Annotated in this window: 14 protein-coding genes; 9 read left to right on the top strand and 5 right to left on the bottom strand. The window is 66.6% G+C overall.

Annotated features, from left to right (window positions below; translation table 11 throughout):
- Nucleotides 1-90 precede the first annotated feature (90 nt).
- From ACTWPB_RS04345 to ACTWPB_RS04365, 5 genes are all read left to right on the top strand, one after another.
- The gene (locus ACTWPB_RS04345; RefSeq protein ID WP_056818293.1) at nucleotides 91-1,149 is read left to right on the top strand and encodes a DNA-directed RNA polymerase subunit alpha; all 1,059 of its coding nucleotides are present in this window, start codon (nucleotides 91-93) and stop codon (nucleotides 1,147-1,149) included.
- A gap of 21 nt (nucleotides 1,150-1,170) precedes the next feature.
- The gene (gene rplQ, locus ACTWPB_RS04350; protein WP_446224420.1) at nucleotides 1,171-1,686 is read left to right on the top strand and encodes a 50S ribosomal protein L17; all 516 of its coding nucleotides are present in this window, start codon (nucleotides 1,171-1,173) and stop codon (nucleotides 1,684-1,686) included.
- Nucleotides 1,687-1,777: 91 nt separating this feature from the next.
- Nucleotides 1,778-2,590 (top strand): tRNA pseudouridine(38-40) synthase TruA, encoded by an 813-nt coding sequence (truA, locus tag ACTWPB_RS04355; protein WP_446226230.1) that lies wholly within the window; start codon nucleotides 1,778-1,780, stop codon nucleotides 2,588-2,590.
- A gap of 152 nt (nucleotides 2,591-2,742) precedes the next feature.
- Nucleotides 2,743-3,225, top strand: a complete 483-nt coding sequence (locus ACTWPB_RS04360) for a helix-turn-helix transcriptional regulator (protein WP_446224421.1) — start codon at nucleotides 2,743-2,745, stop codon at nucleotides 3,223-3,225.
- Nucleotides 3,226-3,480: 255 nt separating this feature from the next.
- The gene (locus ACTWPB_RS04365; RefSeq protein WP_446224422.1) at nucleotides 3,481-4,440 is read left to right on the top strand and encodes a nitrilase-related carbon-nitrogen hydrolase; all 960 of its coding nucleotides are present in this window, start codon (nucleotides 3,481-3,483) and stop codon (nucleotides 4,438-4,440) included.
- Nucleotides 4,441-4,481: 41 nt separating this feature from the next.
- On the opposite strand, the gene ACTWPB_RS04370 is transcribed toward ACTWPB_RS04365, so the two are convergent.
- Nucleotides 4,482-4,817, bottom strand: a complete 336-nt coding sequence (locus ACTWPB_RS04370; RefSeq protein WP_063004986.1) for a metal-sensitive transcriptional regulator — start codon at nucleotides 4,815-4,817, stop codon at nucleotides 4,482-4,484.
- A 134-nt stretch (nucleotides 4,818-4,951) separates the two neighbouring features.
- Between ACTWPB_RS04370 and ACTWPB_RS04375 the strand changes: the two genes are divergently transcribed.
- The gene (locus tag ACTWPB_RS04375; RefSeq protein ID WP_446224423.1) at nucleotides 4,952-5,758 is read left to right on the top strand and encodes an S-methyl-5'-thioadenosine phosphorylase; all 807 of its coding nucleotides are present in this window, start codon (nucleotides 4,952-4,954) and stop codon (nucleotides 5,756-5,758) included.
- Here the strand turns inward: ACTWPB_RS04375 and ACTWPB_RS04380 are convergent, their stop codons facing one another.
- Nucleotides 5,759-6,742, bottom strand: coding sequence for a GAF domain-containing protein (locus ACTWPB_RS04380; RefSeq protein WP_446224424.1), 984 nt, complete (start codon nucleotides 6,740-6,742; stop codon nucleotides 5,759-5,761). It lies immediately after the preceding gene.
- 105 nt (nucleotides 6,743-6,847) lie between these two features.
- Between ACTWPB_RS04380 and ACTWPB_RS04385 the strand changes: the two genes are divergently transcribed.
- On the top strand, nucleotides 6,848-7,408 hold the full coding sequence (locus ACTWPB_RS04385; RefSeq protein WP_446224425.1) for an NADPH-dependent FMN reductase: 561 nt from the start codon (nucleotides 6,848-6,850) through the stop codon (nucleotides 7,406-7,408).
- Between the two features lie 119 nt (nucleotides 7,409-7,527).
- Here ACTWPB_RS04385 and eccE read toward each other — a convergent pair whose 3' ends face one another.
- Nucleotides 7,528-9,171: a type VII secretion protein EccE gene (gene eccE / locus ACTWPB_RS04390; protein ID WP_446224426.1), complete on the bottom strand. Its 1,644-nt coding sequence runs from the start codon at nucleotides 9,169-9,171 to the stop codon at nucleotides 7,528-7,530.
- Nucleotides 9,172-9,285: 114 nt separating this feature from the next.
- On the opposite strand from eccE, the gene eccB reads away from it, so the two are divergent.
- Nucleotides 9,286-10,764 (top strand): type VII secretion protein EccB, encoded by a 1,479-nt coding sequence (eccB, locus tag ACTWPB_RS04395; RefSeq protein WP_446224427.1) that lies wholly within the window; start codon nucleotides 9,286-9,288, stop codon nucleotides 10,762-10,764.
- Here eccB and ACTWPB_RS04400 read toward each other — a convergent pair.
- Together ACTWPB_RS04400 and ACTWPB_RS04405 are read right to left on the bottom strand one after the other, a co-directional pair.
- On the bottom strand, nucleotides 10,761-11,528 hold the full coding sequence (locus ACTWPB_RS04400) for a potassium channel family protein (protein ID WP_446224428.1): 768 nt from the start codon (nucleotides 11,526-11,528) through the stop codon (nucleotides 10,761-10,763). The genes eccB and ACTWPB_RS04400 overlap by 4 nt on opposite strands.
- A 62-nt stretch (nucleotides 11,529-11,590) precedes the next feature.
- The gene (locus ACTWPB_RS04405; protein WP_446226231.1) at nucleotides 11,591-11,986 is read right to left on the bottom strand and encodes a S8 family serine peptidase; all 396 of its coding nucleotides are present in this window, start codon (nucleotides 11,984-11,986) and stop codon (nucleotides 11,591-11,593) included.
- Between the two features lie 620 nt (nucleotides 11,987-12,606).
- Here ACTWPB_RS04405 and ACTWPB_RS04410 point away from each other — a divergent pair.
- Nucleotides 12,607-13,788 carry an IS701 family transposase gene (locus ACTWPB_RS04410; protein WP_446226232.1) on the top strand — a complete coding sequence of 394 codons (1,182 nt, stop codon included), beginning with the start codon at nucleotides 12,607-12,609 and terminating at the stop codon, nucleotides 13,786-13,788.
- The last annotated feature ends 36 nt before the right edge of the window (nucleotides 13,789-13,824 follow it).

Here is a 13,824-nt window from a genome sequence, read left to right on the forward strand (position 1 = left end):
CGCTTAACGGTGGGGGTCGCCACGCGGCGGCCCCCGCAATCACTGACGAGGCATCAAATAGCGGATGCCCTGAACAGGAAGTAGATCCTCATGCTGATTTCCCAGCGTCCGACACTGACCGAAGAGGTTGTGGCGGAGAACCGCTCGAAGTTCACCATCGAACCCCTCGAGCCGGGCTTCGGTTACACCCTCGGCAACTCGCTGCGTCGTACCCTGCTGTCCTCCATCCCGGGGGCCGCGGTCACGAGCATCCGCATCGACGGTGTCCTGCACGAGTTCACCACCGTCCCCGGCGTGAAGGAAGATGTCACCGACATCATCCTGAACCTCAAGGGTCTGGTCGTGTCCTCCGAAGAGGACGAGCCGGTCACCATGTACGTGCGTAAGCAGGGCCCGGGCACCGTCACCGCTGGTGACATCGTCCCGCCCGCCGGCGTCATCGTGCACAACCCGGACATGCACATCGCCACCCTCAACGACAAGGGCAAGCTCGAGATCGAGCTCGTCGTCGAGCGGGGTCGCGGTTACGTGCCCGCCGTGCAGAACAAGGCGACCGGCGCGGAAATCGGCCGGATCCCGGTGGATTCGATCTACTCCCCGGTGCTCAAGGTGACCTACAAGGTCGAGGCCACCCGTGTCGAGCAGCGCACCGACTTCGACCGTCTCATCCTCGACGTGGAGACCAAGAACTCCATCACGGCCCGGGACGCGCTCGCTTCGGCGGGTAAGACCCTGGTCGAGCTCTTCGGCCTGGCCCGTGAGCTCAACGTCGAAGCCGAGGGCATCGAGATCGGCCCCAGCCCGGCCGAGGCGGATCACATCGCCTCCTTCGGTCTGCCGATCGAGGACCTGGACCTCACCGTCCGGTCCTACAACTGCCTCAAGCGCGAGGGTGTGCACACGGTGGGCGAGCTTGTCGCCCGTACCGAGTCGGATCTGCTCGACATCCGCAACTTCGGCCAGAAGTCCATCGACGAGGTGAAGGTCAAGCTGCACACGCTCGGCCTCTCGCTCAAGGACAGCCCGGCGTCGTTCGACCCGTCCTCCGTGGTGGGTTATGACGCGAGCACCGGAACGTGGAGCGACAGCGGCACGTTCAGTGATACCGACGGCGGCGAGCAGGACTACGCCGAAACCGAACAGCTTTAATACGCCCAGGAGAAACCCACAATGCCCAAGCCCAAGAAGGGCCGCCGGTTCGGCGGCTCGGCGTCGCACCAGAAGGCGATCTTCGCCAACCTGGCCACGGCGCTTTTCGAGCACGGTCGGATCACGACCACCGAGGCCAAGGCCAAGGCGGTGCGTCCCTACGCCGAGAAGATCATCACCAAGGCGAAGGCCGGCAGCCTTGCCGACCGTCGTGAGGTCATGAAGGACATCCGCAACAAGGACGTCGTCCACGTCCTGTTCGCCGACATCGGCCCCTCGTTCGAGGGTCGCGAGGGTGGCTACACGCGTATCACCAAGGCGCTGCCGCGCAAGGGTGACAACGCGCCGATGGCCATCATCGAGCTCGTTCGCGAGAAGACCGTGACCAACGAGGCCGATCGGGCCCGTCGTGTCGCCGCTTCGCAGAAGACCGAAGAGGCTCCGGCCGCTGAGGTCGTCGAGGAGACCGCCGTCGAAGAGACCGTGGCTGATGCCCCGGCCGCCGACGAGGCCACCGAGGACAAGAAGGACGCCTGATTCTCAGGAGTTCTGCCGAGCCCGTCACCCTTCGTGGGTGGCGGGCTCGGTTCTTTTCCGTGCGCGAAATCAGGAGGATGGCATGACTCGGGTGCGGCTCGGGATCAGTTACGACGGCACCGATTTCACCGGCTGGGCACGCCAGCCGGGGTTGCGCACGGTGCAGGGTGTGCTCGAGGAGTCGCTGTCGAAGGTGCTGCGTGAGCCGCTGCAGTTGACGGTCGCCGGGCGCACCGACGCCGGTGTGCACGCCGAGGGGCAGGTCGCGCACTTCGACACCGAGTCCGAATTCGACGCCGACAAGTTGCTGTACCGCATGGCCAAGTTCCTGCCCAAGGACGTGCGGATCACCGAAATCCGCACCGCACCGCCCGAATTCGACGCCCGCTTCTCCGCGATGCGCCGCCACTACGCCTACCGGCTCACCACCGCCCCCTACGGCGCGCAGCCGTTGCAGGCGCGCGGTGTGGTGCCGTGCAAACCCGGCGTCGACCTCGAGGCTATGCGCGCCGCGTCCCGAAACCTGCTGGGCCTGCACAACTTCGCCGCCTTCTGCCGCCGGCGCGAGGGCGCCACCACCATCCGCGAACTCCAGCGCTTCGACTGGGAGCGCGACGGCGACCTGCTCACCGCCTACGTCAGCGCCGACGCCTTCTGCTGGTCGATGGTGCGCAGCCTGGTCGGCGCCGTTCTCGCGGTCGGCGAAGGCCGCCGCACCCCCGAATGGACCTCGACCCTGCTCGCCGAAACCGAACGCTCCAGCTCGGTCACCGTCGCCCCCGCCCACGGGCTGAGCCTGATCGCCGTCGACTACCCCGCCGACGCCGACCTCGCCGCCCGCAACATCCAAACCCGAGAGACCAGAACGGTGCCGGCACCTGAAGGCGGCTGCTGCGGTGACTAATTGCCGTCTCCGTTCTCCGAATTCTGTGACATCGGATCTCTCGAGTGGCGATTCGATAGTGATTCGAGACTTTCCTCATCGATAAGGACAGTTTCCGGATCGAGCGCACCAGCCAGCCCGGCTTCGATCTGTCGACGATCAGTGCGGGCGGTGTGGTCGCCGGGTTCTTCCGCGATCTGGCCCGCATCCAGCAGAGCGCCCCTGGCCACGCGACCGTGCTGGCCGACAGCGGTGTCGAACTGCTCGCCTCCGCGGTCCGGCTGGCCTCGGGGGACATTCCGTCGGGTGAGCCGGCGCAGGCGCTGTCCCGCGAGCAGGTGCTCGCTTTCATGCGGACCAGATGCGCCGACCCGAGCCTGACGATCGACGACATCGCGCGAGCCTGTCTGGTGTCGCGACGAACGCTGTACCGGCTGTTCGGTGACGTGGAGGACGGGCTCAGTGCCGTGTTGCGGCGTATGCGGGTGGAATGCGCGCGCACGCTGCTCGCCCGCTGTCCCGACCGGGCGACGGCGACCGTCGCGCTCGCGTCGGGCTTCGCCTCCGAGCGGCACTTCTTCCGTGCCTTCCGGTCGGAGACGGGGATGACCCCCGGCGAATTCCGGATGATCGCGACGAGTGCGCTGCCGATCTGATCGCGCCATTCATCGCAAGACCGTCTGTCCATCGTCAGGCGCCCTTTCCCGGCTGGTTTTCGACATCGGAGTGCCGTGACGGGACTGCTGAGGTTGCGGCCAACCCGAATTGCGTGCGCTGAAAGGGTTTCCGGCCGTAAGCGGTGGATTGGCACAGACGGTCAGTCGGCTGGCACAGGATGACAGTTTGAATCGCGCCATTCTGCGAGAGAGTGAATTGAACACACTTCACTGGTTGAGTGACAAGGGGGCCCAATGAGTCGGGTACGCGTGGCAGCGGTGCAGGCCGAGCCGAAATGGTTGAATCTGTCCGCCGGAGTCGAACAGACAATCGAATATATCGAGTCGGCCGAACGTGGCGGCGCGCAACTGATTGCTTTTCCGGAGACGTTCCTGCCCGGATTTCCGTGGTGGATGTGGCTCAATTCGGTCGATTGGGGTGAAGAATTCCTGGCCAGGTACCTGGCCAACGCGCTGACCGCCGACGGCCCCGAACTGCGCGCCATCGCGTACGCGGCCCGCCGCAAGGGCGTGCACGTCTCGATCGGCTTCGCCGAGCGTGCCGGACGCGAGGTCTTCATGTCTCAGGCCTTGATCGATACCGACGGCACCATCGCCGTCGCTCGCAAGGCTGAACCGACCGGGCTCGATCGCACTGTCTTCAGTGTCTCGCCGGGCCGGGGACCGCTGGTCCGCGACACCGTGCACGGCCGGATCGGTGTGCTCGGCGGCGCCGATCATCTCCGCGCGGACCTGCGCGGACAGCTGCACGAACAGCGCGAGCAGATCCATGTGGCGGCGTGGTCGGGCTTCACCGTGTACTACGGGGAGGGCAAGGAATGGGGGCCCGATCTCAATACCGCCGCCAGTGTCCGCTACGCGATGGACGGGTCGACCCACGTCATCGCGCCCGTCGCGGTCGTGCCCGTGGCGGGCTGGGAGGTTGTCGACGCGCGTTCGCCCGACCGGCGCCTGCTGCGTGGCGGTGGCGGGGTCTCGCGGATCTTCGGACCCGGCGGGCTCGAACTCGCCACGCCACTCGCCGAAGAACAGGAGGGACTGCTCTACGCCGATCTCGATCTCGGCCGCACGGTACGCACGGCCGCGACGGCTGTACCGCGTGGCGAGCGTTTGCAGCCCCATCGGGTGCCGAGCGGTCGAGTCGTGCGGCGCGCACCGGTGCACGCCGGACTGACGCCGGGCCTGAGGCGCTAGCCGTGCACCAGCGCGGCGACGAGGTCGGGCCGCGTCTGCCGTCAGGACCTGACCAGCCGTGCGATCGCGTCGGTGGCCTCTTTGATCTTGGCTTCGGCCTCGGGTCCACCGGCCACCGCGGCATCGACGACGCAGTGCGAGATGTGGTCCTCGAGCAGCCCCATCGCGACGGCCTGCAGCGCCTTGGTCATGGCGGAGACCTGGGTGAGGATGTCGATGCAGTATTTCTCCTCTTCGACCATCCGCTGGAGCCCGCGCGACTGGCCCTCGATGCGGCGCAGTCGCTTGAGGTAGTCGTCCTTGGCGGTGATGTAGCCGTGGCCTGCGTGGCCCGCGTGCTCGTCGCCGGTCGCGGTGTCGGGGGTGGGTGTTGTCACCGAAGGTCTCCTCGCCTGCCTGGTAGCTCGCGGGGCGAACTAATACCCCCCTAGGGTACAGTTTCGCGGTGGAATTGTCAGATGACAGGTCCCCGGTGCTGCGCGCCGTCGGCTCGGACGGAAGAATCGGCGCTATGAGTTCGCTTCCCCGGCCCGCACTCGCCGTCATCGGCGGCAGCGGTTTCTATGACTTCTTCGACCATGACGCGGTGCACGTCGAGGTCGACACACCGTATGGCGCGCCGAGCGCGCCGGTCGCGATCGGAGAGGTCGAAGGCCGTGCCGTCGCCTTCCTGCCGCGGCACGGCAAGCAGCACGAGTTCGCGCCGCACACCCTGCCCTACCAGGCGAATATGTGGGCGCTGCGCGCGCTCGGGGTGCGCCGGGTGTTCGCGCCGTGCGCGGTCGGCAGCCTGCGCGCCGATTGGGGTCCGGGCACCGTGGCGGTGCCGGATCAGCTCGTCGACCGGACCTCGGGTCGCCCACAGACCTACTTCGACGGTGGCGGCGTCCACGTCTCCTTCGCCGATCCCTATTGCGACGACCTGCGCGCTACCGCGGTGAAGTCGGCAGGTGAGCTACGGGTGGAGGATTCCGGCACGATGGTCGTGGTGCAGGGCCCGCGTTTCTCCACTCGCGCCGAGAGCCGCTGGTTCGCCGGGCAGGGCTGGGACCTGGTCAACATGACCGGACATCCCGAAGCCGTCCTCGCCCGCGAACTCGAAATGTGCTACGCCGCAGTCGCTCTCGTCACCGACTTGGACGCCGGTCTCGAAGAGGGCACCGGGGTGCACGCGGTCGACGTGTTCGCCGAGTTCAAGAAGAACCTCGGACCGTTCAAGGAGCTCATGCGTCGCGCGGTCACCGCGGTCGACGGCACCGACACCTGCGAGCGCTGCCGCGTGCACGCCGGGGTATCGCTGCCCTTCGAACTGCCCTGATCATCCCGGCGGCGCGGTGACCTGCAACTGAGCGAGCATGAAGGCAGGCGCCGCGCCGCCGCTGGGCAGCGGTGACACCTCGACGTCGACGGTGAGCCAGCCACCCGCCTCGGCCGCCAGCCGCAACCCGCTCAGCCCGGCGTGCGTGGCACCGGCCAGCACCTCGGCGCGCAGCGCGGCGATCCTTGGCCGGTCGTCGGGATGCGGGACGGTTCGCTCGTCGACCCCGCGCCAGGTCAGCCCCGGCATCGGCTCGGTGACCCAGCGCACCGCGCGAACCTGCGCGGTGTCGAGGATGACCAGATACAGGCCGGGCCGGGATTCGCGCAATAACTCGAGGGTTGCGGCCTCGAACGACTTGTGTTGTGGGGCAATGCTGTCGGTGACATCGACGGCGACCCCACGCCACGCGAACCGCTGCTGGTCGCCACTGCCGTTGCGCGCGGCCACCAACAGTGACCGTGGGCCGATCCCCGAGTGGACGGTCGCGACTCCCGACCATCGGCTCCGGGGATCCGAACGGTACAGCGTGGCAACGAATTCCAGGGCTTGATCGAAACGCTCGATCCGCTGAAACGGCTCGGCACCGCTGTATTCGACTGGTGCCGAACCGAAGTGGGGCCCGAGTCCGGCGGGATGGGTGCGCATGACGCGGGCGCGCGCGTCGACCTGGAACGGGGCGACGCGCAGTTCGTCGCGCGGTACCTCCGGCCCGACCCACACCTTCACCGCATGCGCGGTGGATCCGGGCCACAGCACCGGCACAGCGCGAAACCGCAGCTCCGACCAAGGATTACGCGACTTCGGCAGCACCTCCTCCACCGGCGCGCCCGTATCGTGCGCGGCCGCGACCAACGGCTGCAGCCGCGCCGGAATCGCCCGCTGATACGACGCCCACTCCCGCGGTGTGGTGCCCGCGGTCAACATCGACCAAGTCTGCGGTGTCCCCAACGTCTCCACCAACTGCCAACGTCCGACAATCACGCGCGACCCCCTGCGCCCCATGAACGAAAACCGACAGCCCTATCGTGCACGAGTCGACGAGCGGCTCCGGGACCGGGGCATTCCGGTGTCGATAAGCTCGGCGGCATGAACGCACCGCTGCGGTTGGAGATCATCGTCGCCAGTACGCGCCCCGAGCGATTCGCGCCCGTGGTGGCCGGCTGGCTGGTCACCGCGCTGGGCGAGCGGCCGGAATTCGAGGTGGGGGTGCTCGATCTGCTTGATCTCGGGTTGCCCGTCGACCTCACCCAAACGGCGGAGGTCGAGGCATTTCGGGCCAGGTTGGCCGTGGCGGACGCGTTCGTCGCGGTCACCTCCGAGTACAACCACGGGTACCCGGCGTCGCTGAAGACCGCGCTCGACAGCGCCAAGCACGAGTGGCGGGCCAAGCCGATCGGGTTCGTGTCCTATGGCGGCCTGTCGGGTGGGTTGCGCGCGGTCGAGCAGTTGCGTCAGGTGATTGCGGAACTGCACATGGTGTCGGTGCGCGAATCGGTGAGCTTCGCCCAGGCCAAACGCCGCTTCGACAAGACCGGCATGACCGACGACGACGCCGCGATCGACGCGTGCGACCGCATGCTGAACCAATTGGCCTGGTGGGGAACCACTTTGCGTGCAGCCCGCACGGTCGAGCCCTATCCGGGCTGAGCCACTGGGCGGGATCTCCGTCGACTGGTCCGACTGGCGTAATCGTGCAATTCGCGCCATTTCAATCAGTTTTCTGATTAAACGACGCCCGATTGCATGATTACGCCGGGTGGATTTGATCAGGCGGAGGCCATGGCACGCTGCCCACGCGGCTGGCCGATGTAGGTCGACTCGCGCGGAATCGAGACCAGCGTCAGGTTCACCCTGGTCGTTCCCGTGCGCAGCACCACCCGGTTGCCGATCGCGCCCGGCTGGAAGATCTCCAGGTCGGGACGAGAAGCGGGCCAGCCGTTGGGATCGCCGGTGAGGTAGATCGTGGTGACACCGGCGTGCGGGGCAGGCGCGAGCACACCGTCGACGACCGTCGCGGTGAAACCCGCGTCGGACTGGTGTGTTTCGACCGCGATGGTCAGCCGCTCCGGATTGCCGACGGTAGTCACCAGCTGCTCCCAGGCCTGCGCCCGGTCGGTGCGCACCAGTACCCGCTCGCCGACGGCCAGCGCGCGGAACACCAACTGCTGGGCCAGATACAGCTCACCGGCCACATACACGGTCGAGATGCCGAGGCCAACGATCCTGGTAGCGACGCCGTTGCCCTCGTCGTCGGAGCCGAGCAGCTGCCCGCAGCCCGAAGACGGAAGATGCAGCGCGCCGATGACATCGATCGGGTACTCGATGGTCGGGATCGTGTCGTCGACACCGGGAACCGCGATCGGCAGGTGCGCCAGCAGCGCGTCGCGATGACGACCGCTCATCGACACCATGCCCTTGGCCTTGGTCTTCTCGGGAAGTTCGCGCGCGGTCAATCGCCATGCGGCACCGACGTTGACGGATTCGGCATCGCTACCGGGACGAAGCCGCACGGCGACCGTGGTACCGCGTGACGGCGCCACCCACAGCTGCGCGAGCAGATCCGAACCCAGCTGCTTGGGATCCACCGCACTGCCGATATTCACCGCGTTGCCGATCTCGGCGTACTTCCACCGCTGACTCAGCGTGCGCGGATCGAGACCCGCGGTGATCTGCTGCACGGCCTTGCGGATCTCCGGCGCGGTGAGGATGCGCGCGTTGCAATCGGCGTCTTCGAGCGTGCGCATGATCCGCTGGGTGGCGATGGTGACCGAGCGGGAAGCGCCATCGGTGCCACCGCCGCGACGAGCCGTCGCGTCCGGGCAGGCCACCGCGTCGAAGCTGATCGCGAGCCACACCGTGCGGTGCGCGGTCGCGGGCAGCGGACCGAGCAGCGATTCGTAGATCGCGCCCGCGGGCGTGCCGGACCGGCTGCGGTGACCGTGGCTGATGATGTCGATCCCGCTGAGCAGGATGTCGTGCTGGTTGAGGCACGCGGCCAATTCGGGCAGCGGCAACAGGTGCGAGGCGTGCACGGCGGTGCGGGCGATTCTGGTCAGCCCGCCGCGCGGCGGCAGCACCTCGACAACGGTGACCACGCGACTGCCGTCCCAGTACAGGCCGAGCGAGCGGCCGTCGGTGTCACGGAAGTCGACGGTGTCGCCGAGCGTGTATTCGCGCTTGCCGGAATATCGGCGAATGGTCGAGATCCAGTCGAGGATCGTGCGCTTGCCGATCGGGATCAGCGGCACCAGCGCCACCGCGATGGCGATGCCGAGCGACGGCAGCGGATCGAGCCCGCAGATCAGCGCAACAACCCCCGCGATCAGGCCGAGGACCTGCGCAATGAGTAGGTGCGGCAGCGAAATCCGACCGAACAGCGGGCGCGGTCCCGCCCCGGTGAACTCAGCCATTCGTTCCTCCCCCAGGTACCCGATTGTCGATCGACCGATGGCCGAATGCGAACAACTGCTGCCGGGAACTGTACTGTGTTGCCCGGACGAGAGCACTGTTCGGGGGAGGAACCAATGCCTTCAAAACCCACAACGCGCTGGCAGGTCAGCGGATACCGCTTCCTGGTGCGGCGAATGGAGCACGCCCTGGTGCGCCGGGATGTGCGGATGTTGCACGACCCGATGCGCGCGCAGACCCGTGCCTACGTGGTCGGACTGGTGCTCGGCATCGTGGTCCTCGCCGGTTGCGGTGTACTCGCACTGCTGCGCCCGCAGGACAAGATCGGCGACAGCAAGATCCTGATCGCCAAGGAATCCGGCGGCGTCTACGTGGTCGTCGACAATGTCGTGCACCCCGCGCTGAACCTGGCCTCGGCCCGGCTGGCGGCCGGTGAGGCGTCCAAGGCGGCGATCGTCAAGGAGTCCGAGCTCGGGAAGAAGCCGCGCGGTCAGCTGATCGGCATTCCGGGCGCCCCGTCGTCGATCCTCTACGACAAAAATGGCACGGGGCGGACGTGGACGGTGTGCGATCAGCTCAAGTCCGACGGCAGCGCCGATCTGACCACGTCGGTGCTGGCCGGTGACCCGAGTCTGGGCGCCAAGGCGTCGAAGGTCGACGAGGGCAAGGCGCTGCTGGTGAAGGGCAAGGACGCGACCTATCTGGTCTACGAAGGCAAGCGTGCCCGGGTGAAGATGGACGATCCGGCCGTCACCCTGGCGCTCGGCGTCGGAGGAACGACGCCGCGCCCGATCAGCGAGGGCCTGCTGAACGCGATTCCTGAGGTGTTGCCGTTGATCACGCCGACCATCGCCAATCCCGGTGGCACACCGTCTTACAACGTGAGCGGCCACAAGATCGGTGACGTGGTCCAGGTCTTCAACGAACCGAATCAGAACTTCGTAGTGCTGCAGGAGGGTCTGCAGTCGATTTCGGCGATGACGGCGCAGATCATCCGAAACTTCTACCCGACGATGATGAACGGCACCACGATTCAGTCCACTGACTACACTTTCGCGCCGCATGTCGAGACCCTGAAGGTGCAGGACTACCCGCGCGACCGGCCGACGCTGATCACCGCCAAGGACCAGCCCGTGAGCTGCATGTCGTGGAAGCCGATCGCGGGCGCCACCGACAATGCCGACGCGACCGCACGCGCCGAACTGACCCTGCTCACCGGCATCGACCTGCCGATCCCGGACAAGGCGAAGACGGTCGATCTCGCCCAGGCCGACGGCACCGGTCCCAACGCCGACACCGTCTTCATCCCGCCCGCCTCCGGCGCCTACGTGCAGTCCACCGGCATCGAGCCGAACAGCCGCCGCAAGGACAGCCTGTTCTACATCGCCGACACCGGCGTCCGCTTCGGCATCAAGAACGCCGACGCGGTCAAGGCGCTCGGGCTCGAGGAAGTCAAGGCCGAACCGGCGCCGTGGCCGATCATCGGACTGCTCGCGGGTGGGCCGACGATGGGCCGGGAAGAGGCGATGGTCGCGCACGATGGTGTCGCACCGGATCCGTCGCCAGCGAAAAAGCCTGTCGCCGCGGTGAATTAGTCGGGTGGGGTCGTCGGCTTCGCGGAATCGGAGCGAAGTTCGGCGACCTCGGTTCGTAGGGCTCTGACCTCGACGACCAGCTCGCGGAGCATGCTCTCGGCGCGGTCGGCGGTGTCGTCGACGGTTTTGAGTTGTTCGACGACCCAGCTGGTCATGGTGCCGATGGCGAAGGAGATCAGGCCGATGCCCAACGTCATCAGGACCAGCGAGACCAGTCTGCCCTCGGTGGTCACCGGGTAGACGTCGCCGTAGCCGACCGTGGTGACCGAGACCGCCGACCACCACAGTGCGTCGCCGAAGGTCTCGATCTTGGAGTCGGGTGCGCCGTATTCGGCGTCGAAGAAGGCCAGGCTCGACAGCAGCAGGATCAGCACGGAACTGGTGGCCACAAAGGTGACCAGGCGGGTGCGCGGGTGCGTCGCGCGGTTGAGGGCGTCGAGCAGCAGCAGGGAGGCCCGGAGTAGGCGCAGCGGCCGAAACGGCGGCACGAGCACGACCAGCAGGTCGAGTGGATGCTTACGAATGAAGCGCAGCCGCTCGCCCGACAGCCACAACCTGACCGCGAAATCGATGAAGAACACCGCCCAGATCGCGATATCCGCGAGCACAAGACTCTTGTCGAGCCGAGGTGACACATCGGTGTCGAGCACCCGCCACGCGTACATGACGACGAACACCACCGCGAGCACCATCAGCGGCAGATTGGTTGCCCGCTCCCACCGCTGTCGGCGTGTGAGCGGACGTTCGATCATTGACGAATTCATGCGGCTACCTGGGTCGACGGGCTCTGGCCCGCCGACCGTACCCTGCTCTGTGGTGCGGCAGGTCAGAGATCGTCCGCGGACATCCCGAACTTGCGTCGGATTGGGAACGACGCGAGGACGCCGAGGACCAAGATCAGGCCGATCGCACCGGAACCGATCAGTGCCACGCGCGCGGTGTTATCCGCAGGTGGTGGCGGGGCCGGTGCCGCGAAGTGCTGGCTGCGGGCCGGACTGGCCTGCATGGGCGGAAGTTGTTCGGGAACTTCGTTTGTCAGCGCCGCGACGGGGTCGACCGCGCTGTATCCGATGTACGGATTCCAGCCTTCCGCAGGTGCGTGGGCAGTTGCTTCCAATCGCGAGATGACCTGTTTCGCGGACAAGTCGGGGAACCTGTCGCGCACGAGCGCCGCGACACCGGCGACGTACGGCGAAGCGAAACTTGTTCCGCTGTAAGCCAGTACTTGCCGTCGGAGATGCCGCCGGTGTGCGCGTCCAGCGAGGTGATGCCCTCACCGGGCGCCGCGATCCCGATCCCGATTGCCACCGCAGTCGCCGTAAGCAGGGGTCCGGCGGCTACCGGATAAGTGTGATCTAGATCATGCAATGTCGTTAGCGTTGAAGTGGAACCAGATTTGTCCACGCTGCGTCTAATCAGTATGTAAGCCAACGAGATTGGCGTGCGAGCAAAAGTAGACAGGCGGCACCGCGTTAGCGTGGCCGATGACGAATACATCTGATGAGGCATACGCGCCATCAGTAACCAGAAAATAGGGGAAAGAATGAGCTTCAGTATGCGTGCCCGAATGGCGCTTGTGGCAGTAGCTGTCGCAGCGGGGGGAATCGGCGTCGTCAATTCAGGGGTGGCGGTCGCCGACTGGGTGGATTATCCGTCCGAAGAAGCATGTCAGGCGGCTAAACCACCTCGCAAAGCATCTACTGACCCGATCTACAGCTGTGAGTGGGCGCGCGAGGGTGTATGGCATATGTACGGTTTGTCGTACTAGCACGACAGTTGTATTTCGTTGCACTGCAGGATGTTTGATTATCCGTTATCTTGTCACGCGTGCTGGATGATGTTGTGGCCGAGGATGTTTCGGCATGGAGGGCGGGTCTCGATGAGACGTTCGGGCAGGTGGCCGACCTGTTCGGGCGTGTGGAACCGCGGCGGTGGGCGCGGGCCTACCTGACGGGGCTGTTGGCGCCGGTGGAGCGCAAGAACTCCTGGCAGCTGTCCGAGGCGGCCGGCGTGGTGGAGCCGGATGGGTTGCAGCACTTCCTGAACCGGTCCCGCTGGAGCGCCGATTCGCTGCGGGACCGGGTCAGGTCGTATGTGGCGCAGGCACTGTCCCGCCCCGATGGCGTGCTGGTCGTCGACGAGACTGGATTCCTCAAGAAGGGCGCGAAATCCGTTGGCGTACAACGGCAATACTCAGGCACTGCGGGTCGTATTGAGAACTGCCAACTGGGCGTGTTCCTGGCCTACGCCAGTCCCTTGGGTCGGGCGTTGATCGACCGCGAGCTCTATCTCCCCGAGTCCTGGATCAGCGAACCAGACCGCTGCGCCCAGGCCGGTGTTCCCGAAACCCGTTGCGAGCAAGGTGTTCTCACCAAACCGCGACTGGCCGAGGCGATGATCGGCCGGGCCCTGGACGCCGGCGTTGTCGCCGGGTGGGTGGCCGCGGACTCCGCCTACGGCAGGGACGGGAAGTTCCGGGCCTTCTGTGAGGCCCGCCGCCTGTCCTACGTGGTCGAGGTCCCGGTCAAGCAGACCGTGCCCGACCTCGACGGACGCCGCCGCGTCGACACCCTCATCGGCCGCGCCCCCACCAACGCCTGGCATCGGGCCTCGTGCGGTCCCGGCGTGCGCGGCGAACGCGAATACGACTTCGCCTGGGCCACTCTGCCCGCGTTCGACGACGACCTGCCCGCCGGATTCGTACGCACCCTGCTGGCGCGCCGATCACTGGACGACCCGACCGATATCGCCTACTACCTGTGCTTTCACCCCGAAACCGTGGCCCGGGAACAGATCGTTTCCATCGCCGGAGCCCGGTGGGCGGTCGAGGAATGCTTCCAAGCCGCCAAGGACCAATGCGGCCTGGACCACTACCAGGTCCGCAAATGGGACCCCTGGTACCGGCACATCACCCTCGCCATGCTCGCGCACGCCTTCCTCGCAGTCACCGCCGCCACCGACCCAAAAGCCCACGCGGGCTGGGCCCGATCACAGTCGCCGACGTCCGCCGTCTCCTGGCGATAGTGCTCCACCCAGTCCGCACCCTCACTCACGCCCTCG

This window comes from Nocardia sp. IBHARD005 (genome assembly GCF_052814245.1).

Bases quoted from the DNA above. Each gene is read 5' to 3' on its own strand.
- eccE (WP_446224426.1), bottom strand. From the start codon at position 9,171: ATGGCTGAGTTCACCGGGGCGGGACCGCGCCCGCTGTTCGGTCGGATT.
- ACTWPB_RS04385 (WP_446224425.1), top strand. From the start codon at position 6,848: ATGAACGCACCGCTGCGGTTGGAGATCATCGTCGCCAGTACGCGCCCC.
- ACTWPB_RS04365 (WP_446224422.1), top strand. From the start codon at position 3,481: ATGAGTCGGGTACGCGTGGCAGCGGTGCAGGCCGAGCCGAAATGGTTG.
- rplQ (WP_446224420.1), top strand. From the start codon at position 1,171: ATGCCCAAGCCCAAGAAGGGCCGCCGGTTCGGCGGCTCGGCGTCGCAC.
- ACTWPB_RS04345 (WP_056818293.1), top strand. From the start codon at position 91: ATGCTGATTTCCCAGCGTCCGACACTGACCGAAGAGGTTGTGGCGGAG.
- ACTWPB_RS04400 (WP_446224428.1), bottom strand. From the start codon at position 11,528: ATGAATTCGTCAATGATCGAACGTCCGCTCACACGCCGACAGCGGTGG.
- eccB (WP_446224427.1), top strand. From the start codon at position 9,286: ATGCCTTCAAAACCCACAACGCGCTGGCAGGTCAGCGGATACCGCTTC.
- ACTWPB_RS04375 (WP_446224423.1), top strand. From the start codon at position 4,952: ATGAGTTCGCTTCCCCGGCCCGCACTCGCCGTCATCGGCGGCAGCGGT.